The following is a 19,962-nucleotide window of genomic DNA, read 5'->3' on the forward strand; positions in this document are numbered from 1 at the left end:
AGCCGTTCGCGAGGTCGCCACGTTGCGGCGGCGAGCTGGTGGCCGGACGGCGCAGCGGCTGGTACATCCGCCGCCAGCCCGGCGTGGGTTCGCCCGCGGTGCAGGCCAATGGGTCGATACCTGCGCCGGCACCGACGGAGGCGCCGAACTGATGGCCGCGATCGACGTTCACCCCTCAACGGTGGCCGAAGCACAGACCGCCACGCTCGATGCGTTCGATGCCCCCGTCTATCCGGGGTTTGCGGCCTTCCGCTATCGCGCCGCTGCCGGGGCTGACGGCGTCTCCTTGCGCCTCGCCGAGCGCAGCGGCCACGGCATCGCGATGATCAGCCCCTTGAGCCAGGGCACAACGCTCGCCGGTCTCGAACGCGCGTTCGGCCAGCGGGCCTTTCTCAACGCAGCCGGCGCCGGGCACCAGCTCCTGCTCTACGACCAGCGCGGCGCGGGTGGCTCGCCCGACGACGCTCCGCAGAGCTGGGAGCGCCGTGCGAGTGACCTGTGGGCCGTGGCCGACGCCGCGGGCGTGGAGCGCGCCGTGCTCTACGGCGTGTTCGACGCGGGGCACACGATCGCGCACGCCGCGGCGCAGCAGCCCGGCCGCGTGCTCGGCCTGATCTTCAACCGCGTGCCGCTCGCCTTCGCCGGTGAGCCGGGCGACACCTCCGCGGTGTGCGTCGACGACCTCAACGCCTGGTTCGCGCGCGGCGCCGAGGCGCCGCTCGGCGATCCGCTGGCGGTGATGGCCGCGCTCGGCATCAATGAACACGACGCGGCCGAGCTGACGCACGAGTGGCAGCCCACGGTCACGCCGGCGGCGCTCGCCGCGCAGGAGGCGCTCTTCCGCGCCGCCGGTTTGGCCGAGCTGTTGCCGGGCCTGAAGGCGCCGGCACTGGTCATCGCACCGAAGCGACGGCCGGCGATGCAACGTTGGGCCGAGGCGAGCGCGGCCCTGCTGCCCGGCGCCCGCCTGGTACGGCCCGAGAACGCGGGCGAGACACTCGGCGCCATGCACGCCTTCCTCACGGTCGTCGGCGCCGAGCTTGGTCCGCTGGGCAGCCGCTTGCCCGTCGTGCTCAGCGACACGCTGAGCGACAGCCGCCGCTCCGTGGGCGCCTTGCGCCGCATCATTGTGCCGGTTGAACCGAACGTGGCTTCCGGCCGCGCGGTCGAGCTGGCCTGCCGCCTGGGCGAGGCGCAGAAGGCCGAGATCGTGCTCGTGCACGTCGTCGGCGTGCCGCATGTCCTGCCGCTCGACCACCACCTGCCCGAGGCCACGCGCCGCGGCGAGCGGGCGCTGACGCTGGGCCAGGTGATCGCCGCCGAGCACGGCCTGCCCTGCCGCACCCGCCTCTTGCAGGAGCGCTCGGCGGCGGGCAGCATCGTGCGTCTCGCCGGCGAAGAGCGGGCCGACCTGATCGTGATGGCGCTCTCCGACCTGGCGCTGGGCGAAGAAGACCGCATTAGTAAGACGGCAGAAGAGGTGCTGCGCCGCGCCCCCTGCGAAGTGCTGATCGACCGGAGAACCGGCAGATGAGCGTGCGCCTCATGCGTCGCCCCTTCCGCCATCCCTTCGGCCGACCGCTGCGCCGCGCCGATCTGCCGCACCAGGTGCTCGCCAAGAAGTACGCGCTGCCGGTCTTCGCCAGCGACGCGCTCTCCTCCGTCGCCTACGCCACGGAGGAGATCCTGAAGGTGCTGGCTCTGGCCGGCGTCGCCTACTTCTCGGACAGCATCTGGATCGCCGGCATCATCACCGTGCTGCTGGTCGTGCTGCTGTTCAGCTACCGGCAGACGATCTTCGCCTATCCCAACGGCGGCGGCGCCTACATCGTCGCCCGCGACAACCTGGGCGAAGGGATCGCCCAGGTGGCCGGCTGCGCTCTGCTGATCGACTACGTGCTGACCGTCTCAGTCAGCGTCGCCGCCGGTGTGGCGAACTTCGCCAGCGGCGTGCACCAGTTCTTCCCCGGTGCGCCGGCCTGGGACGCGCCGGCGCGCACCGTTGTCTCACTCGTCGTGCTGTGCTTCATGTGGTACATGAACAAGCGCGGTGTGAAGGAATCGGGCCGCGCCTTCGCCGTGCCGACCTATTTCTTTCTCGCCAGCATGTTCGCCATGCTGGGCGCCGGCTTCGTCAAGTACCTGACGGGCACTCTGCACAGCGTCGATCCCGGCACCGTCTCCGGCATCGTGAAGGCCGACCGCAGCCTGACGCTCTTCCTGCTGCTGCGCGCCTTCGCCAGCGGCAGCGCGGCCGTGACCGGCGTCGAGGCGATCAGCAACGGCATCACGGCGTTCAAAGAGCCGAAGTCGCGCAATGCCGCCACGACGATGGCCTGGATGTGCGCGCTGCTCGGCGTGATGTTCCTGGGCATCACAAAGCTGGCGCTGGCGACGCACGCGCAGGCCAGCACGAGCGAGACGGTGATCTCGCAGCTCGGCCGCACCGTGTTCAGTTCCACCTCGCCCCTCTACGTGGCGGTGATCTTCGGCACCGCGGCCATTCTCGTGATGGCGGCGAACACCTCGTTCGCCGATTTCCCCCGGCTGGCGGCGCTGCACGCGGGCGACGGCTTCCTGCCGCGCTGGCTCACCGACCGCGACAACCGGCTGGTGTACGGCATCGGCATCAGTGTGCTTTCGCTCGCCTCGGGCCTGCTGATTGCGGTCTTTCACGCCGACGTCGACCTGCTGATCCCGCTCTACGCGATCGGCGTGTTTCTCTCCTTCACGATCAGCCAGGCGGGCATGGTCGTGCGCTGGGAGAAGACGGCGAAGCTGCGGCCGGGCGAGGAGGTCCCCAGCTACTCGCCCGAGGGCGTACTGGTGACGACGCTGCGCCACGACCGCCACTGGCGGCTGAAGCAGGCGCTCAACGGCTTCGGCTGCGCCATGACCGCGACGGTGACGGTGATCTTCGGCTTCGCCAAGTTCAGCGAGGGCGCCTGGATCGTGATCGTGCTCGTGCCGGTGCTCACCTTCATCTTCTTCCGCATCCATCACCACTACAAAGCGGTGAAAGACGAACTGGCGGTGGCCCCCGAAGAGGCGGACAAATTCCTGAACCTCCCCTCGCGCAAGCTGATGCTGCTGGCAGTGAACGACCTCTCGCGCCACACGCTGCCGGCGTTGCGCGATGTGCTGCAGGCGGGCGGGTCGGGCCTGGTGCGCCAGGCGATCCACGTGGAGACGAACGAGCACGACGCGGCCGATCTGGCGCATCAATGGGAAGAACAGCATCTGGAAGAGCGCGGCGTGCCGCTGGTCGTGCTGCCGAGCGCCTTCGGCGGTGGCGATGTGGTCGGCGACCTGGTGAGCTACGTGCGCGGCGTGCTGGCGGCCGATCCCGAGATCCGCGTGGACGTGCTGATTCCCGAGTGGTCCAGCGGCGGCTCGTTGTGGACGTGGCTGGCGGCGCGCGGGCTGCACCACCTCACCGGCTCGCGCCTCAAGCTGGCGTTTTTGGGCCAGAGCCGCGTGACCGTGACCAACCACCGCTACGTGCTGCGCAAGGCGGCGTGAGCCGGCGGGATCAGCGAGCGACGTGGCCGGCTTGAGCCGTCCGCAGGCGCCGCCGCTGGTTGCTTGGCATCCGCATACCTGAACGCCTGGGATTCTCGACACTATTGTGAAGCGGTCTCTACCCTGTCGCCGGATCTTCGCGCCGTAAGCGCCGCGGTGCGGGTTGGCGTTGGCGCGCCCGCACAACGGCCTGTGCCGCGCCGCCGCCGCCACGGTATAGTGTTGAATCAAGCAAGCGCACGTATGAAGAAAGCCGTCTCCTATGCCGCCACCCGGTGAAACGGCGGCTCTGTCCAGCGTCCCCGGCGAGGCCGCGGTGGCCACGCTGATGGAGGCGATGGACTGGGCGGCAACGCCGCTCGGCCCGCGCGAGCAGTGGCCGCAGAGCCTGCGCAGCGCCGTCACCCTGATCCTGGAATCGCGCTACCCGATGATGGTGGCGTGGGGCCAGGATCTGATCCAGTTCTACAACGACGCCCTTCGCCCGATCCTTGGCGCCTCGAAGCACCCCTCGGCCCTGGGTGCGCCCGCTGCCGAGACCTGGCCCGAGGCCTACGGCTTGATCGGTCCGCTGATGCACGGCGTGATGGACTCCGGTGTGGCCGTGTCAAACGGGAACCTGCTGGTGCCCCTGGACCGCTTCGGCTTCTTGGAGGAGACCCACTTCGACCACTCCTACAGTCCGATTCGCGACGAGACGGGCAGCGTCGCCGGCGTGCTGGTGACCTGCCAGGAGATGACCACGCAGGTGCTCGGCGAGCGGCGCCTCGGCATCCTGCGCGACCTGGCGGCGGGCACGGCCGAGGCACGCACGGCGGAAGAGGCTTGCCGCATCGCGGCCGCCACGCTGGCGACGGCGCAGGCCGATCTGCCGTTTGCGCTGCTGTACCTGCTGGACGCCGAAGGGAGGAACGCCCGGCTGGCGGGCGTTTCGGGGCTGCCCGCGGGCCTGCCCGCATCGCCGGAGACCGCCTCGCTCGCCGCAACGGTCGATCAAGCCTCCAACGGCTGCTGGCCACTCGGCAGCGTGGTTGAGAGCGGCCAGACGATCACCCTGCTCGATCTCGCCAGGCGCTTCGGCGTGCTGCCGGTCGCTGCGGCTCCGCCCTGGGATGCGCCGCCGTGGACGGCCGCGCCGCAGAGCGCGGTGCTCCTGCCCCTGGCGCGGCCGGGCCAGGGCCGGGCGGTTGGGGTGGTGGTGGCGGGCGTCAGCCCGCGCCTGGCGCTCGATCAGCCCTACCGCGACTTCATGGACCTGCTGGCGGGACAGATTACCAGCGCCATCGCCAACGCCCGCGCCTACGAAGAGGAACGGGGACGCGCCGAGGCGCTGGCCGAGCTGGACCGCGCCAAGACGGTCTTCTTCTCCAACGTCAGCCACGAGTTCCGCACGCCGCTCACCCTGCTGCTGGGTCCGCTGCAGGATCTGCTGGCGGGAACGGCGGGTGAGCTGCCGTCCGCGGCGCGTGAGCAGCTTCTCCTGGCACAGCGTAATGCCGGCCGGCTGCTGCGGCTGGTGAACACGCTGCTGGACTTCTCGCGCATCGAGGCGGGGCGCATGCAGGCGGTGTTTGAGCCCACCGACCTCGCGGCGCTCAGCGCAGACCTGGCCAGCGTCTTTCGCTCGGCGGTGGAGCGCGCGGGGCTGCGGCTGAACATCGATTGCCCGCCGCTGCCGCAGCCGGTTTACGTCGACCGCGAGCTGTGGGAGAAGATCGTCCTCAATCTGCTATCCAACGCGCTGAAGTTCACGTTTGCGGGCGAGATCGACGTGCGCCTGGCCTGGCAGGGCGACCACGCGACGCTGACGGTGCGCGACACCGGCGTCGGCATCCCCGCCGACGAACTGCCCCGTCTGTTCGAGCGCTTCCACCGCATACAGGGCACGCGCGGCCGCAGTGCAGAGGGCACGGGCATCGGCCTGGCGCTGGTGCAGGAGCTGGTACGGTTGCACGGCGGCACGGTCACGGTGGAGAGCACGCCGGGCAAGGGGACGGCGTTCAGAATCTCGGTGCCGGCCGGCAGCGCCCACCTCCCATCCGATCGCATCGAGGCGCCGCGCGGCGCGGCCTCGACCGCGATCGGCGCCGCGCCCTTCGTGGAGGAGGCGCTGCGCTGGCTGCCGGACGACACCGACTCGAACCCGGCGCCGGCGCCGGAAAGCGAGAGCCTGCCCTGGCAGGCGGCGCCTCCCGCCGTCCCAGCCGTGCACGCGGCGCGAATCTTGATCGCCGACGACAACGCCGACATGCGCGCCTATCTGCAGCGCCTGCTCGGCCGGCGCTGGCGCGTGGAGGCCGTGGCCGACGGCGCGGCCGCGCTCGCCGCCGCGCGGCGGCAGACCCCGGATCTGGTGCTGGCCGACGTGATGATGCCGGGCATGGACGGCTTCGCTCTGCTGCGCGCGCTGCGCACGGATGAGGCGACGCGGCAGGCGCCGGTGCTGCTGCTCTCGGCGCGGGCCGGCGAAGAGGCCAGCGTCGAGGGTCTTCGGGCCGGCGCCGATGACTATCTGGTCAAGCCGTTCTCCGCACGCGAGCTGCTGGCGCGCGTGAGCGCGCACCTCGAACTGGCGCGGCTGCGGGCGGAGGCGGCGCGACGCGAGCAGGCGCTGCGGCGCGAAGCCGAGCAGGCGCGCGAGGCTGCCGAAGGCGAGCGTCAACGGCTGTTCGACCTCTTCATCGAGGCGCCGGCGATCATCTGCCTCCTGCAGGGGCCAGAGCACCGTTTCGTCTTCGCCAACCCGCGCTACTGGCAGGTCGTCGGCAAGCGCAACCCCATCGGCCTCAGCGTGCGCGAGGCCTTGCCCGAGATCGCCGCACAGGGCTTCCTGAAACTGCTGGACCGGGTCTTCGCCAGCGGCCAGCCGGCCTACGGCGCCGAGCAACTCGTGCTGCTCGACCGCAACGGCACCGGCGCCCTGGAGCAGGCGTACTTCGACTTCATCTATCAGCCCACCCACGGCGAGGATGGCCGCGTCGACGGCATCTTCGTCCACGCCGTAGAAGTGACGCAGCAAGTGCGGGCGCGCCAGGAGACCGAGCGGCTTGCCGAAGCGAATGCCCGGCTGCTCCGTGAAACGAAGGCTGCCCTCGGCGAGCGCGACGCCTTCATCGCCGCGATCACTCACGATCTGAAGTCGCCGCTGACGAGCATCACCGGCGTGGTGCAACTGCTCGAACGCCGGGCGCAGAGCGCCGATACGGTGGAGAGCGGCCCGCTGCGGCAAGGCCTGGGCATCATCGCGGGCGCCGGGGCGCGCATGCTGGCGATGGTATCCGAGTTGGTGGATCTCGCGCGGCTGCAGAGCGGGCAGCCGCCCGAGCTGGATCGCTCGACCTTCGACCTCGTGGTGGCGGCGCGGCATTGCGTGGCCGAGATCCAGCAGACGGCACGCCGTCATACGCTCACCGTCGCGGCGCAGACGGATGCGGTCGTCGGACGGTGGGACCGGCCGCGGATCGAACGCGTGATCACCAATATGCTCAGCAACGCGGTCAAATACAGTCCGGACGGCGGCACGATCGGCGTGAGCGTCGGCACGGAGGATCGTCAGGGAGCCGGCTGGGCGGTGCTGCGGGTGAGCGATCAGGGCGCCGGCATCCCGCGGGCCGAACTCCCGCACGTGTTCGACCGCTTCTACCGTGGCAGCAACGTCAGCGGCCATGTCGCTGGCGCCGGCATCGGCCTCGCCGGCGCGAAGCAGATCGTGGAGCTGCACGGCGGCACGATCGAGGTGGAGAGCCGCGAAGGTGAAGGCTCGACCTTCACCGTGCGCCTGCCGCGGGAGGAGTAAGCGCCGCGCCCGGCCCTCACGTCACTTCACGTACCCCTCTCCCATTCCCAGGAGAGGGACGATCCGGTACTGCCGGGCTCGGATGGCGTCGGGCGAACCGTTCCGGGCGTGGAACGCCCGGTCTTCCATTCCCTATTCCTCCCTATCCCCTACACGGTGAAGAACTGGCGGTCGCCGGCGTCGCCCAGGCCGGGCAGGATATAGCTGTGCTCATCGAGGCGGTCGTCGATCGCGGCCAGGTGGATGGGCACGTCGGGAAAGGCGCGCTGCACCGCGGCCACGCCTTCGGGCGCGGCGATCAGGCCGATGAACTTGATCCGCGCGATGCCCGCCTCGCGCAGCACGCCGATCGCCGCCACGGCCGAGCCGCCGGTGGCCAGCATCGGATCCAGCACCAGCGCCAGGTCGAACTGCGGCGGGCGCGGCAGCCGGTTGTAGTACGCCACGGGCTGCAACGTCGCATGGTCACGGTACATACCCAGGTGCCAGACCTGCGCCAGCGGCACCATCTGCAGCACGCCGTCGGCCATGCTGATGCCGGCGCGCAGGATGGGCACGAGGCCGATGCGATCGGCAAGTTGCTGGCCGGTGGCGGGCTGCATCGGCGTGACGATCCGCACATCATGGAGGCGGGCGTCGGCCAGCGCCTCGTAGGCCAGGAGCCAGGACAGCTCGCGGATCAACTCGCGGAACAGCTTCGGCTCGGTCTCTTTGCGGCGCAGCGTGGTCAGCTTGTCGCGCACCAGCGGGTGGGTCGAGGCGAACACGCCGGCAAGGGAGGCGTCAGGCATGCGCGAGCTCCGGGGCGCCGCTCGTCAACGTACGGCGCGGAGCGATTATACGGGTGGTTGGCCGTGCTTTTCAGTGCAAGTCTCCTTGACTCAAGGCGGGGCCGTTGATACTCTTACCGCCGAAGCGCGCGCAGCAGTGTGCGGTAGCTTGCCTGTTTTTATGGTGTAAGCCGTGAGGCGAAGCATCCGTGACGACGGGCAAGCTGCGAGGGTGCGGTCGCTGCCGGGCGCTCGCGGCGAAGACTTGAGCGGTCCGGCGGCCGGAACCCGCTCAGGTCCTGGCCCGGGTGGCGCAACGGCAGCGCAACCGATTTGTAATCGGTAGGTTAGGGGTTCGAATCCCCTCTCGGGCTCCGAACCGCAGCACCGCGGCGCAGCGCGAACCGGGGAGCCAGCCGCTGCCCGCACCGCCCACGGCACCCTCACACCTGCTGTTCGACGCCCGCGACCGCCCTCATAGCTCAGCCGGCAGAGCGCGTTCTTGGTAAGAACGAGGTCTCCAGTTCGAATCTGGATGAGGGCTCCAGCGCGTTCCGGCGTGGCGCTATGCTCTGCGACATTATCTGCATCGGCACCGAATGCCGCCGTTCGGTGAGGAGGACATTCAAGTCATGGCGAAAGCGAAATTTGCGCGGACGAAGCCGCATGTGAACGTGGGCACGATCGGGCATGTGGACCACGGCAAGACGACGCTGACGGCGGCGATCACCAAGGTGCTGGCGCTCCGAGGCGAGGCGCAGTTCCGCAGCTTCGACTCGATCGACAACGCGCCCGAGGAGCGGGCGCGCGGCATCACCATCGCCATCGCCCACGTGGAGTACGAGACGGACAAGCGGCATTATGCCCACGTCGACTGCCCCGGCCACGCCGACTACATCAAGAACATGATCACCGGTGCGGCGCAGATGGACGGCGCCATCCTCGTCGTGGCGGCGCCGGAAGGGCCGATGCCGCAGACGCGCGAGCACATCTTGTTGGCCAAGCAGGTCGAAGTCCCCAGCATCGTCGTCTACCTGAACAAGGTCGACCAGATGGACGACCCCGAGCTCTTGGACCTGGTGGAGCTGGAGCTGCGCGAGCTCTTGAGTAAGAACGGCTTCCCCGGCGACGAGTTGCCCATCATCCGCGGCAGCGCCCTGGCGGCGCTGGAGAGCACGAGCCAGGACCCCGGCGCCCCGGAGTATGCCAGCATCCTTTCGCTGATGGCGGCGGTGGACGACTACGTGCCCACGCCGGTGCGGCCCACGGACAAGCCGTTCCTGATGCCGGTGGAGGACGTGTTCGGGATCAAGGGGCGCGGCACCGTGGTCACGGGGCGGATCGAGCGCGGGCTGGTCAAAGTCGGCGACGAGATCGAGATCGTGGGCTTGCACGAGACGCGCAAGAGCATCGTCACCGGCGTGGAGATGTTCAAGAAGACGCTGGACCAGGGGGAGGCGGGCGACAACGCCGGCTGCCTGTTGCGGGGGATTGAGCGCACCGAGGTGGAGCGGGGGCAGGTGCTGGCCAAGCCGGGCTCCATCCGCCCGCACACGCGCTTCGCCGCCGAGGTCTATGTCCTGAGCAAGGAGGAGGGCGGCCGGCACACGCCCTTCTTCAAGGGCTACCGGCCGCAGTTCTACATCCGCACCACCGATGTGACCGGCAACATCGGCTTCGCCGAGGGCATCGAGATGGTGATGCCCGGCGACAACATCCAGATGCAGGTGGAGCTGATTCAGCCGGTGGCGATCGAAGAGGGCTTGCACTTCGCCATCCGCGAGGGCGGCCGCACCGTCGGCGCCGGCGTCATCACCCAGGTCGCGGAGTAGACGATGGCACGGCAGAAGATCCGCATCCGCCTCAAGGCGTTCGACCACCGCATCCTCGATCAGTCTGCTCAGCAGATCGTCGAGGCGGCGGAGCGCACCGGCGCCGCGGTGGCCGGGCCAATCCCGCTGCCCACGCGCATTCAGAAGTACACGGTCAATCGCGGGCCGTTCATCGACAAGGATTCGCGCGAGCAGTTCGAGATGCGCACGCACAAGCGGCTGATCGACATCGTCGAGCCGACGAACAAGACGGTCGATACGCTGATGCGCCTGCAACTGCCGGCCGGCGTGGATATCGAGATCAAACTTTAGCGCTCGCATTCGCTGTGCGGCTGCATTGCCGGCGGCGCGGCGGATGAGGACGGGAACACGATGGCGATCGAAGGTTTGCTCGGCAAGAAGCTCGGCATGTTGCAGCGCTTCGACGACAACGGCGAAGTGCGCGGCGTGAGCGTGATCGAGGCGGGACCGTGCCTCGTCACCCAGGTGAAGACACTGGAGACGGACGGCTACAACGCCGTGCAGCTCGGCTACGGCGCGATCAAGGACAGCAAGCTGAACCAGCCGCTGCGCGGCCATCTCAAGGCGAGCGGCGGCCAGTTCCGCCACCTGCGCGAGTTCAAGGTCGACGACATCGACGCCTGGCAGGTCGGCCAGCGGGTGGCGACCGACATCTTCAAGCCGGGCGACCGCGTGGACGTGATCGCCGTCTCCAAGGGCAAGGGCTTCCAGGGCGGCGTGAAGCGGCACGGCTTCCACGGCGGCCCCAAGACGCACGGCCAGTCGGACCGGCATCGCGCCCCCGGCTCCGTCGGCTCGACCACGACGCCGGGGCGCGTGCTCAAGGGGCTGCGCATGGCCGGGCACATGGGCGACAAGCAGGTGACCGTGCGCAATCTGCTGGTGGTGGAGTCGAACCCGGCGCGCGGCATCCTCATGCTTGCCGGCGCGGTGCCCGGCGGGCGCAACGGCCTCGTGCGCATCCGGCGGGCGAAGAAAGCGCAGGGAAGCTGAGATGCAGCTCGATGTGATCAACGGCGCCGGCGAGCGCGTCTCCTCGATCGTGGTGGACGACGCCGTCTTCGGCGTGCGGCCCAACCTGCCGCTGATGCACCAGGCCGTGCTGGCGCAGCTCGCCAACCGCCGCGTGGGCAACGCCAACACCAAGACGCGCGGCGAGGTCGAGGGCAGCACGGTCAAGATCCGCAAGCAGAAGGGGCTCGGCCGCGCCCGCCAGGGCAGCATCCGCGCCCCGCACCATCGCCACGGCGGCATTGTCTTCGGTCCCAGGCCGCGCGACTTCAGCCGGGAGATGCCCAAGCGCATGCGCCGGCAGGCGCTGCGCAGCGCGCTCTCCGCTAAGGCGAAGGACGGCGAGATCGTCGTGCTCGAGGCGCTGAAGCTCGACGGCCCCAGGACGCGCGCCGTGGCCGGCCCGCTGAAGGCGGCCGGCGCGACGCGCACGGCGCTGCTGGTGACGGCCGACGCCGACCGCAACGTGCTGATGAGCACGCGCAACATCGAGGGCGCGATGCACTTGCCCGCCGACCGCATCAACACGTACGAGATCCTGCGCCACCGGCGGGTGGTGCTGACCGTGGACTCGGTGCGGCGCATCGAGGCGCTGTGGGGCGGCGAGCGGGCGAATCATCGCCGGCCGGCGCCCGCCGCGGCCGCTGGAGGACCGGTCTGATGGCGAAGGAGATCAACCCCTACGCGGTGCTCGTGCGCCCGCTGATCACCGAGAAGGGCACGATGCTCAGCACCGAGAACAAGTACCCGTTCGAGGTGCGCAGCGACGCGAACAAGATCCAGATCAAGGCGGCCGTCGAGCTGGCCTTCGGCGTCAAGGTGAAGGACGTCAACACGCTGAACGTGCATGGCAAGACGAAGCGGCGCGGGCGCAAGCGGCTGTCCAGCACGGGCCGCTCCTGGAAGAAGGCGATCGTCACGCTGATGCCGGGCGAGAAGATCGAGGTCTACTCCGGCGTCTAGGCGCCGGCGACGCGGGCGCTGATGAGCCGAGTTGCTGCGATGGGCATGTAGTGCCCGTCTTGAGGAATCAGGCATGCCGATCAAGCAGTTCAAGCCCACCTCGCCCGGGCGGCGCGGCGCTTCGGGCTACACCTTCGAGGAGCTGACGAAGAAGCGGCCGGAAAAGTCGCTGACCGTCGCCCTCAAGAGCAAGGCCGGGCGCAACAACCAGGGCAAGATCACCGTGCGCCAGCGCGGCGGCGGCCACAAGCGGCTGCTGCGCCTGATCGACTTCAAGCGTAGCAAGCAGGGCGTGCCCGGCAAAGTCGTCGCGCTGGAGTACGACCCGAACCGCTCGGCCCGTATCGCCCTGATCCAGTACCGCGACGGCGAGAAGCGCTACATTCTCGCGCCCCAGGGGCTGAAGGTCGGCGACACGGTGCAGGCCGGCGCTGGCTCGGAGATCCGCGTCGGCAACGCGCTGCCGCTCCGCCTGATCCCCACCGGCACGGTGATTCACAACATCGAGCTGAACCTGGGCCGCGGCGGGCAGATCGTGCGCTCGGCCGGCGCCTCGGCGCAGCTGATGGCGAAAGAGGGCACCTACAGCACCGTGCGCCTGCCTTCCGGCGAGATGCGCCGCGTGCTCTCCGAGTGCATGGCGACGATCGGCTCCGTGGGCAACCCGGAGCACAACATTCTCAAGCTGGGCAAGGCGGGGCGCACGGCGCACCGCGGCCGGCGGCCGCAGGTGCGCGGCTCGGCGATGAACCCGCGCGACCATCCGCACGGCGGCGGCGAGGGCAAGTCGCCGGTGGGCTTGCCGGGGCCGAAGACGCCCTGGGGCAAGCCGGCGCTGGGTCTGCGCACGCGCAATAACAAGCAGACGGACAAGCTGATCGTGCGGCGGCGCACGAAGTAGGCGGGAGGCTGGCCTGTGTCCCGATCGACGAAGAAGGGGCCGTACGTTCACGAGAGCCTGATCAAGAAGGTCGATGCGATCACGCGCAGCGGCCAGAAGAGCGTGATCAAGACCTGGTCGCGCGCTTCGACCGTGATGCCGCAGATGGTGGGCCTCACGATCGCGATCCACAACGGCCAGAAGCACGTGCCGATCTACATCACCGAGAACATGGTCGGGCACAAGCTCGGCGAGTTCGCGCCCACGCGGCACTTCCGCGGCCACGTGGCCAAGTCGGAGCGCACCACGCGCGTCGCCGGCAAGCGCTAGGCCCGGAAGTCACCCGGAAGTCACAAAGAGCAGGAAGAGACGATGCGCGTACAGGCAACGGCACGAAACATCCGCGTCTCGGCGCGCAAAGTGCGGCTGCTGCTCGACGAGCTGCCGGGCAAGGGTATCGACGAGGCGAGCACCACGTTGCGCTACTCGGGCAAGCCGATCGCCAAGGTCGTGGACAAGGTCTTGCAGTCGGCCGCGGCGAACGCGGAGAACAACTACTCGATGGACCGCGACACGCTGCGCGTGGTCGAGGCCTACGCCGGCGAGGGCGCGACGCTCAAGCGCTTCAAGCCGCGCTCGCGCGGCCGCGTCAGCCCGATCTTGAAGCGCACGGCGCACATCACCGTGATCGTGGACGAAGCGTAGCAGGCGGAGGCGCCGCGAGGCGGGCAAGGGGAGAGGTCAGGCGCATGGGCCACAAAATCCATCCGACGGGCTTTCGCGTCGGCGTGATCTACGGCTGGCAGAGCAAGTGGTACTCGGATCGCGGCTATACACGCCTGCTGCACGAGGACCTGGCCGTGCGCCGCAAGATCATGACGCAGCTCGCCGATGCCTCGATCTCGCGCGTCGACATCGACCGCAGCGCCAACCAGGTGACGATCACGATCCATACGGCGAAGCCGGGCATCGTCATCGGCCGCCAGGGCGCCAAGGTCGAGGAGCTGCGCCAGACGCTGGACAAGCTCACCGGCCGCCGCGTGCGCGTCAACATCCAGGAGATCCGCGTACCCGAGCTGGACGCCTATCTCGTGGCGCGCAGCATCGCCGATCAGTTGCAGCGGCGCATCGCCTTCCGCCGCGCCATGAAGCAGGCGGTGCAGCGCACCATGCAGCGCGGCGCCAAGGGCATCAAGGTCATCGTCGCCGGGCGGCTGGGCGGCGCCGAGATGTCGCGCCGCGAGACGGAGAAGGACGGCCGCGTGCCGCTGCACACGCTGCGCGCGGATATCGACTACGGCCTGGCCGAGGCGCACACGACGTTCGGCCGCATCGGCGTCAAGGTCTGGATCTACAAGGGCGAGATCCTGCCTGAGCCGAAGCAGCAACGGCCCGAAGCCGAGGAGATGGCCGCGGCCGAAGCCGCCGCCGTGCCCGCCGCGGCCGTAGCGCCGGAGCCGCCGGCAGCAGCGACCGTCGCCGCGCAGGAACCGGCTGTGCAGCCGCCGGTTCCTGCAGTTGCGGCCGCGCCCGAGCCTGCTCCTGCCGCCGCGCCGGCGCCGGCCGAAGCGGTGACAGCCGCACCCGCCGCCCCGGCCGCCGACCCGATGGCGGAACTGCAGCGCATGCAGGAAGAGATGCGGCGCATGCAGGAGGAGATGGCCCGCCTGCAGCGCCAGGCCGCCGAGGCCGTGCAGCAGCAGGGCGCGCCGCCGGCCGCAGGCGAGCCGGCGCCGCCGGAAACGACGCCCGAGGAGAAGCCGACGGCTTCCGACGAGAGCCTGGAGGCCGAGCGCGAGAATCCGCCCGGCGAGTAAGCCAAGACCAGCGTCCGGCAGCGGGCGCGGAGAACCCGCCGTGCGGCGGCGCGACTGTCGTGTCGCCCCGGCAACCGAGGAACGACGATGCTCCAGCCAAAACGGGTGAAGTGGCGCAAGCAGCACCGCGGCCACCGGCGTGGCCCGGCCAACGCCGGCACCGAGGTCTCGTTCGGCGAGTTCGGCCTGCAGGCGACGCAGAGCGCCTGGATCGACTCGCGCCAGATCGAGGCGGCCCGCCGCGCGATCACGCACCACATCAAGCGCGGTGGCAAGGTCTGGATTCGCATCTTCCCCGACAAGCCCGTGACGGCGAAGCCCGCCGAGACGCGCATGGGTTCGGGCAAGGGCGCGCCGGACCACTGGGTCGCCGTGGTCAAGCCGGGGCGGATGCTGTTCGAGATCGGCGGCGTCGGCGATGAGCTGGCGAAAGAGGCGCTGAACCTGGCCTCGTACAAGCTGCCGATCCAGACGCGCCTGGTGCAGCGCGAGCACGAGGCCGTCTAGCCGGGCGCCGCGCGGAGGTTGATGAGGACGAGACGATGAACAAACTGGCCGAGGACATCCGCGCGCTGAGCGACGAGGAGATCAGCCACCAGGTCAACGAGACGCAGCGCGAGCTGTTCAACCTGCGCTTCCGCCTGGCGACGCGGCAACTGGAGAACAGCCACTCGCTGCCGCTGGCACGCAAGAAGCTGGCGCGGCTGAAGACGATTCAAACCGAGCGACGGCTGGCCGCGGCGGCCGGGCAGCGGGCGTAGGCGCGGCGGGAGAGATAGAGAGACAGCACGATGACGACAGACGCCAACACCAGCGAACAGGCTGCGCCGGAAGCGCGCCGCGAGCCGCACCGCAAGAACATGACCGGCACCGTGGTCAGCACCAAGATGCAGAAGACCGTGGTGGTCGCGGTCGAGTCGTTCAAGCGGCACCGGCTCTACAAGAAGACGCTGCGCCGCACCAAGCGCTACAAGGCGCACGACGAGACGAACGCCTGCGTGCTTGGCGACCTGGTGCGCATCGTGGAGACGCGCCCGCTCTCGAAAGAGAAGCGCTGGCGCGTGGCCGAGATCCTCACCCGCGGCAACGTGGCCGAGCTGCAGCCGCAGGCGATCGACGCCTCGCTCGAAGGCCGGCAGGCCGAGTAAATCCCGGCCCGCCGCGCGGGCGAGGCTGCCATGGGCACGTAGCGCCCAACTTTGCTGCCATGGGCACCACGTGCCCATCTTTGAAGGAAAACGCAATGATCCAGCAGTACACGCGGCTGAAGGTGGCCGACAACTCCGGCGCGAAGGAGATCATGTGCATCCTCGTGCCGGGCGGCACGCGCCGCCGCTACGCACGCGTGGGCGACACGATCATCGCCTCCGTCAAGCAAGCGCAGCCCAACGCCGCCGTCAAGAAGGGCGACGTGGTCAAGGCCGTCGTGGTGCGTGTGGCGAAGCCGTACGGGCGCAAGGACGGCTCCTACATCCGCTTCGACGAGAACGCCGCCGTGATCCTGACCGACAAGCAGAATCCGCGCGGCACGCGCATCTTCGGCCCCGTGGCCCGCGAGCTGCGCGAGCGCAACTTCATGAAGATCGTGTCGCTCGCCCCGGAAGTCGTCTAACCGTAGAGAGCGTAAGCGCAGGCAGGCAAGCCGTATGAACAAGCTCAAGAAGAACGACAACGTGCTGGTGATGGCCGGCAAGGACAAGGGCAAGACCGGCCAGGTGCGCGAGGTGCGGCCCAAGGACGGCCGCGCGATCGTCACCGGCGTAAACATGATCAAAAAGCACCAGCGCGCCACGTCGCCGCAGCAGCCCGCCGGCATCATCGAGCGCGAGGCGGCGATCCAGATCGCCAATCTGATGGTGGTGTGCAGCAACTGCGGCAAGCCGGCGCGGGTGGGCATCCACTTCCGGCCGGATGGCAAGAAGAGCCGCTACTGCAAGAAGTGCAACGAGGACTTTGACTAATGGCCGCGCGTCTCAAAGAACGCTACCAGAGCGAAGTGGTGCCGGCGCTGATGAAGGAGTTCTCCTACGGGAACATCATGCAGGTGCCGGGATTGAAGAAGATCGTCGTCAACATCGGCATGGGCGAGGCGCTGCAGAACGCCAAGGCGCTCGACAACGCCGCCGCCGATGTGACCGTGATCACCGGGCAGAAGCCGGTGATCACGCGCGCGAAGAAGTCGATCGCCAATTTCAAGGTGCGCGCCGGCAACCCGATCGGCGTGACCGTGACGCTGCGCGGCGAGCGCATGTACGAGTTCTTCGACCGGCTGGTGAACGTGGCGCTCCCGCGCATCCGCGACTTCTCCGGGGCGCCGCGCAATGCCTTCGACGGCCGCGGCAACTACAGCCTCGGCCTGCGCGAGCAGCTCATCTTCCCGGAGATCGAGTACGACAAGATCGACCGCATCCGCGGCATGGAGGTGACGATGGTCACCTCGGCGCGGAACGACGAAGAGGGCCGGCGCCTGCTGCAACTGCTGGGCGTGCCCTTCAGCAAGAGTTAAGGCCGTAACGGAACGTCAGGAGAGCGAGCGTGGCCAAGGTCAGTCAGATCGTCAAGTCGTTGCGGACGCCGAAGTACTCGACGCGGCGGAAGAACCGCTGCAAGCTCTGCGGCCGGCCGCGCGGCTACATGCGCAAGTTCGGCATGTGCCGCATCTGCTTCCGCACGCTCGCCCACCAGGGGCAGATTCCGGGGGTCATGAAATCGTCCTGGTAGCCGAGCACGTCGGCGGCAGCAGGCCGCCAGCCCCGCGCAGCGCGCGTCCGTTGCTGCAGACGACGGAGACCCCTGCACGGACCCGGTTGAGAGAGGAACCGACCCGATGAACATGACCGACCCCATCGCCGATATGCTCACGCGGATCCGCAACGCCGTGATGGCGCGGCACGACGTGACGTCGATGCCCGCCTCCAGGGTCAAGACGGCGCTCGCGCAGGTGCTGAAGGACGAGCACTACATCCGCGACTTCGAGCTGGTGGAGGAGAAGGACAAGCGCGGCCGCGGCCCGCACAAGGTGATGAAGGTCCATCTCAACTACACGGGCAAGCGCGAGCCGGTGCTAACCGGCATCCAGCGCGTAAGCAAGCCCGGCCTGCGCGTCTACGTGCAGAAGCGCGAAATCCCGCGCGTCTACGGCGGCCTGGGCATCGCCATCCTCTCCACGCCGCAGGGGATCATGACCGGCCAGCAGGCCTGGCGAAAGCAGACCGGCGGCGAGCTGCTCTGCTACGTCTGGTAGCGGAGACGCGGCGCCGTGGTTTCATCGCCGGCGCGCCGGCGATGAAACCATCTGGAAGGAGATTCTGGTATGTCACGCATCGGTCGCCAGCCGATCCCCGTTGCCAGCGGCGTCACCGTGCAGGTGCAGGGCAACCACGTCACGGTCAAAGGGCCGAAGGGCCAGCTGCAGCGCGACCTGCCGGAGGAGATCGGCGTCGAGCAGAAGGACGGTTCGATCCTGGTCACCCGTCCGGACGACCAGCCGCGCCACCGCGCCCTGCACGGCCTCAGCCGCACGCTCGTCGCCAACATGGTCACCGGCGTCTCGACGGGCTTCACCAAAGTCCTGGAGATCCAGGGCGTCGGCTACCGTGTGGCGCAGCAGGGGCAGGTGATCACGCTGGCGCTCGGCTTCTCGCACCCGGTCGAGATCACGCCGCCGCAGGGCATCAGCTTCGGCATCGAGGGCAACAACCGCATCCGTGTCGAGGGGATCGACAAGGAGCTGGTCGGCCAGGTGGCGGCGAACATCCGCGCGATCCGCAAGCCGGAGCCGTACAAGGGCAAGGGCATCCGCTACCAGGGCGAGAACGTGCGCCGCAAGGCGGGCAAGGCCGGCAAGGGCAAGGGCGGCAAAAAGTAAGCTGGGCGCCCGGCTCGCGGGCGAGGGCGAGGGGATGAAGCGATGGCAGTCAAAACCGGCCGGGAGCAGCGCATCCGCCGCCACTACCGCGTGCGCCGGCGCGTGCGCGGCGTCGGCGAGCGGCCGCGGCTGGCGGTGTTCCGCAGCCTGAACCATATCTACGCGCAGGTGATCGACGACGTGCGCGGCCACACGCTGGTCGCCGCGTCGGACCGCGACGCCGACGTGGCCGGCGAAGCGAAGGGCAAGGCGAAGGCGGCCCGCGCCGAGCTGGTGGGCGCCGCGCTGGCGCGCAAGGCAAGGTCGGCGGGCATCTCGGCGGTCGTGTTCGACCGCGGCGGCTTTCTCTATCATGGCCGCGTGAAAGCGCTGGCCGACGCCGCGCGCAAGGGCGGCTTGCAGTTCTGAGCGACGAGAAGGCAGGCGGAGAAGCGGAGCGCGCGTCTCGGTCTGCCCGGTCCAAAAGACGAAGGGGCGGTTATGACCACAGGCGAGCGCGGCGGTTCGCGTGACTCCGACCTCAACGAGAAGGTCGTCTACATCAACCGCGTGTCGAAAGTCGTCAAGGGCGGCCGGCGCTTCAGCTTCAGCGCCCTCGTCGTTGTGGGCGACGGGCGCGGCGGCGTCGGCGCCGGCATGGGCAAGGCGAACGAGGTGCCGGAGGCGATCCGCAAGGGCGCCACGATCGCGCGCAAAAACCAGATTCGCGTGCCGATGAACGGCACCACGATCGCGCACCCGATCCTCGCCCGCTTCGGCGCCGCCAAGGTGCTGATGAAGCCGGCCTCGGCCGGCACGGGCGTGATCGCCGGCGGTGGGGTGCGCGCCGTGATGGAGGTCGCCGGCGTTAAGGACGTGCTGGCGAAATCGCTGGGCAGCTCGAACGCGATCAACGTCGTGCGCGCCACGGTCCAGGGGCTGGCGGCGCTGCGCCATCCGGAGGACGCCCGTCGCATCCGCGCCGAGGCTGCCGCGGCGCCGGTCGAACAGGTGATCCGCCAGGGCAAGCCGCCGGTAGTGCGCGTGCCGCGCGACCGCGATCGCGACGGCAACGGCCGCCGCGGCGACCGCAACGGCGACCGGGGAGATCGCGGAGATCGCGGCGATCGTGGCCCGCGGCCCGACCGCGGCGAGCGCTTCGAGCGGCCGCAGGCCAGCGCCCCGCCCGCACCTGTTGAAGAGACCGTGACGCCGGCGACGCCCGCCGCCACGGTCACCGCGCCGCAGGCCGAGACCACAATCCCACCCGCCGAGGCCGCAACGCCGCCGGACGCCGCCGAGCAGCCGCAGGCGGAGCACGCGGCGCCGCACGCTGATACATCCGCGCCGACAGAGCCGGCGCCCGAACCTGTGGCGCATTCGCCGGCCATCTCCAGTGCCGAGGCGGAGAGCGGCGAGCCGGTTGAAGGCTCGGAGTAGCGCCGTGCACGGCAGCGAATAACAGCGGGAGTAAGCCCGGTGGGCACAGTACGGATTACCTGG

At 69.4% G+C, this 19,962-nt stretch carries 23 protein-coding genes, 2 tRNA genes and 1 pseudogene; 25 read left to right on the plus strand and 1 reads right to left on the minus strand.

Annotated features, from left to right (window positions below; all coding sequences use genetic code 11):
• The first annotated feature begins 151 nt into the window (after positions 1-151).
• The 3 genes from VKV26_08345 (at position 152) to VKV26_08355 (ending at position 7,318) form a co-directional block, all read left to right on the plus strand.
• Positions 152-1,534: a universal stress protein gene (locus VKV26_08345; GenBank protein HLZ69903.1), complete on the plus strand. Its 1,383-nt coding sequence runs from the start codon at positions 152-154 to the stop codon at positions 1,532-1,534.
• On the plus strand, positions 1,531-3,522 hold the full coding sequence (locus VKV26_08350; protein HLZ69904.1) for an APC family permease: 1,992 nt from the start codon (positions 1,531-1,533) through the stop codon (positions 3,520-3,522). Before VKV26_08345 ends, VKV26_08350 begins: the two co-directional genes overlap by 4 nt.
• 316 nt (positions 3,523-3,838) lie before the next feature.
• Positions 3,839-7,318: an ATP-binding protein gene (locus tag VKV26_08355; protein HLZ69905.1), complete on the plus strand. Its 3,480-nt coding sequence runs from the start codon at positions 3,839-3,841 to the stop codon at positions 7,316-7,318.
• 149 nt (positions 7,319-7,467) lie between these two features.
• On the opposite strand, the gene upp is transcribed toward VKV26_08355, so the two are convergent.
• Positions 7,468-8,109 carry a uracil phosphoribosyltransferase gene (gene upp / locus VKV26_08360; protein HLZ69906.1) on the minus strand — a complete coding sequence of 214 codons (642 nt, stop codon included), beginning with the start codon at positions 8,107-8,109 and terminating at the stop codon, positions 7,468-7,470.
• Positions 8,110-8,390: 281 nt separating this feature from the next.
• Here upp and VKV26_08365 point away from each other — a divergent pair.
• The 22 genes and pseudogenes from VKV26_08365 (at position 8,391) to rpsE (ending at position 19,446) form a co-directional block, all read left to right on the plus strand.
• Positions 8,391-8,462, plus strand: a tRNA-Thr gene (locus VKV26_08365).
• 97 nt (positions 8,463-8,559) lie between these two features.
• Positions 8,560-8,635 (plus strand) — tRNA-Thr (locus VKV26_08370).
• Positions 8,636-8,720: 85 nt separating this feature from the next.
• Entirely contained in the window at positions 8,721-9,920 is a 1,200-nt protein-coding gene (gene tuf / locus VKV26_08375; protein HLZ69907.1) for an elongation factor Tu, read from the plus strand.
• Positions 9,921-9,923: 3 nt separating this feature from the next.
• Positions 9,924-10,232 carry a 30S ribosomal protein S10 gene (rpsJ, locus tag VKV26_08380; GenBank protein HLZ69908.1) on the plus strand — a complete coding sequence of 103 codons (309 nt, stop codon included), beginning with the start codon at positions 9,924-9,926 and terminating at the stop codon, positions 10,230-10,232.
• A 60-nt stretch (positions 10,233-10,292) separates the two neighbouring features.
• Entirely contained in the window at positions 10,293-10,934 is a 642-nt protein-coding gene (gene rplC / locus VKV26_08385) for a 50S ribosomal protein L3 (GenBank protein ID HLZ69909.1), read from the plus strand.
• A 1-nt stretch (position 10,935) separates the two neighbouring features.
• Entirely contained in the window at positions 10,936-11,613 is a 678-nt protein-coding gene (rplD, locus tag VKV26_08390; protein HLZ69910.1) for a 50S ribosomal protein L4, read from the plus strand.
• Entirely contained in the window at positions 11,613-11,915 is a 303-nt protein-coding gene (gene rplW, locus VKV26_08395; protein ID HLZ69911.1) for a 50S ribosomal protein L23, read from the plus strand. Before rplD ends, rplW begins: the two co-directional genes overlap by 1 nt.
• Positions 11,916-11,988: 73 nt before the next feature.
• Entirely contained in the window at positions 11,989-12,816 is an 828-nt protein-coding gene (gene rplB / locus VKV26_08400; protein ID HLZ69912.1) for a 50S ribosomal protein L2, read from the plus strand.
• 15 nt (positions 12,817-12,831) lie between these two features.
• On the plus strand, positions 12,832-13,125 hold the full coding sequence (gene rpsS / locus VKV26_08405) for a 30S ribosomal protein S19 (GenBank protein ID HLZ69913.1): 294 nt from the start codon (positions 12,832-12,834) through the stop codon (positions 13,123-13,125).
• 42 nt (positions 13,126-13,167) lie between these two features.
• A complete protein-coding gene (gene rplV, locus VKV26_08410) occupies positions 13,168-13,500 on the plus strand; it encodes a 50S ribosomal protein L22 (protein HLZ69914.1) in 333 nt (110 codons plus the stop codon).
• Between the two features lie 44 nt (positions 13,501-13,544).
• Positions 13,545-14,612 (plus strand): 30S ribosomal protein S3, encoded by a 1,068-nt coding sequence (rpsC, locus tag VKV26_08415; GenBank protein ID HLZ69915.1) that lies wholly within the window; start codon positions 13,545-13,547, stop codon positions 14,610-14,612.
• An 87-nt stretch (positions 14,613-14,699) separates the two neighbouring features.
• A complete protein-coding gene (rplP, locus tag VKV26_08420) occupies positions 14,700-15,119 on the plus strand; it encodes a 50S ribosomal protein L16 (protein ID HLZ69916.1) in 420 nt (139 codons plus the stop codon).
• Positions 15,120-15,154: 35 nt separating this feature from the next.
• Positions 15,155-15,373, plus strand: coding sequence for a 50S ribosomal protein L29 (gene rpmC, locus VKV26_08425; protein HLZ69917.1), 219 nt, complete (start codon positions 15,155-15,157; stop codon positions 15,371-15,373).
• Positions 15,374-15,472: 99 nt separating this feature from the next.
• The gene (rpsQ, locus tag VKV26_08430) at positions 15,473-15,760 is read left to right on the plus strand and encodes a 30S ribosomal protein S17 (GenBank protein HLZ69918.1); all 288 of its coding nucleotides are present in this window, start codon (positions 15,473-15,475) and stop codon (positions 15,758-15,760) included.
• Between the two features lie 95 nt (positions 15,761-15,855).
• Positions 15,856-16,224 (plus strand): 50S ribosomal protein L14, encoded by a 369-nt coding sequence (gene rplN / locus VKV26_08435; protein ID HLZ69919.1) that lies wholly within the window; start codon positions 15,856-15,858, stop codon positions 16,222-16,224.
• Between the two features lie 34 nt (positions 16,225-16,258).
• Positions 16,259-16,573 carry a 50S ribosomal protein L24 gene (rplX, locus tag VKV26_08440; GenBank protein HLZ69920.1) on the plus strand — a complete coding sequence of 105 codons (315 nt, stop codon included), beginning with the start codon at positions 16,259-16,261 and terminating at the stop codon, positions 16,571-16,573.
• On the plus strand, positions 16,573-17,118 hold the full coding sequence (gene rplE, locus VKV26_08445; protein HLZ69921.1) for a 50S ribosomal protein L5: 546 nt from the start codon (positions 16,573-16,575) through the stop codon (positions 17,116-17,118). The genes rplX and rplE overlap by 1 nt, the downstream gene beginning before the upstream one ends.
• A 29-nt stretch (positions 17,119-17,147) precedes the next feature.
• Positions 17,148-17,333 carry a type Z 30S ribosomal protein S14 gene (locus VKV26_08450; GenBank protein HLZ69922.1) on the plus strand — a complete coding sequence of 62 codons (186 nt, stop codon included), beginning with the start codon at positions 17,148-17,150 and terminating at the stop codon, positions 17,331-17,333.
• A 106-nt stretch (positions 17,334-17,439) separates the two neighbouring features.
• Positions 17,440-17,856, plus strand: coding sequence for a 30S ribosomal protein S8 (gene rpsH, locus VKV26_08455; GenBank protein HLZ69923.1), 417 nt, complete (start codon positions 17,440-17,442; stop codon positions 17,854-17,856).
• Positions 17,857-17,925: 69 nt separating this feature from the next.
• Positions 17,926-18,480 (plus strand): 50S ribosomal protein L6, encoded by a 555-nt coding sequence (rplF, locus tag VKV26_08460; GenBank protein HLZ69924.1) that lies wholly within the window; start codon positions 17,926-17,928, stop codon positions 18,478-18,480.
• A gap of 42 nt (positions 18,481-18,522) precedes the next feature.
• The gene (gene rplR / locus VKV26_08465) at positions 18,523-18,888 is read left to right on the plus strand and encodes a 50S ribosomal protein L18 (GenBank protein ID HLZ69925.1); all 366 of its coding nucleotides are present in this window, start codon (positions 18,523-18,525) and stop codon (positions 18,886-18,888) included.
• A gap of 72 nt (positions 18,889-18,960) precedes the next feature.
• A pseudogene (gene rpsE / locus VKV26_08470) lies at positions 18,961-19,446 on the plus strand (30S ribosomal protein S5).
• Positions 19,447-19,962 lie beyond the last annotated feature (516 nt).

The organism is Dehalococcoidia bacterium (assembly GCA_035310145.1).
Lineage (GTDB): Bacteria > Chloroflexota > Dehalococcoidia > CAUJGQ01 > CAUJGQ01 > CALFMN01.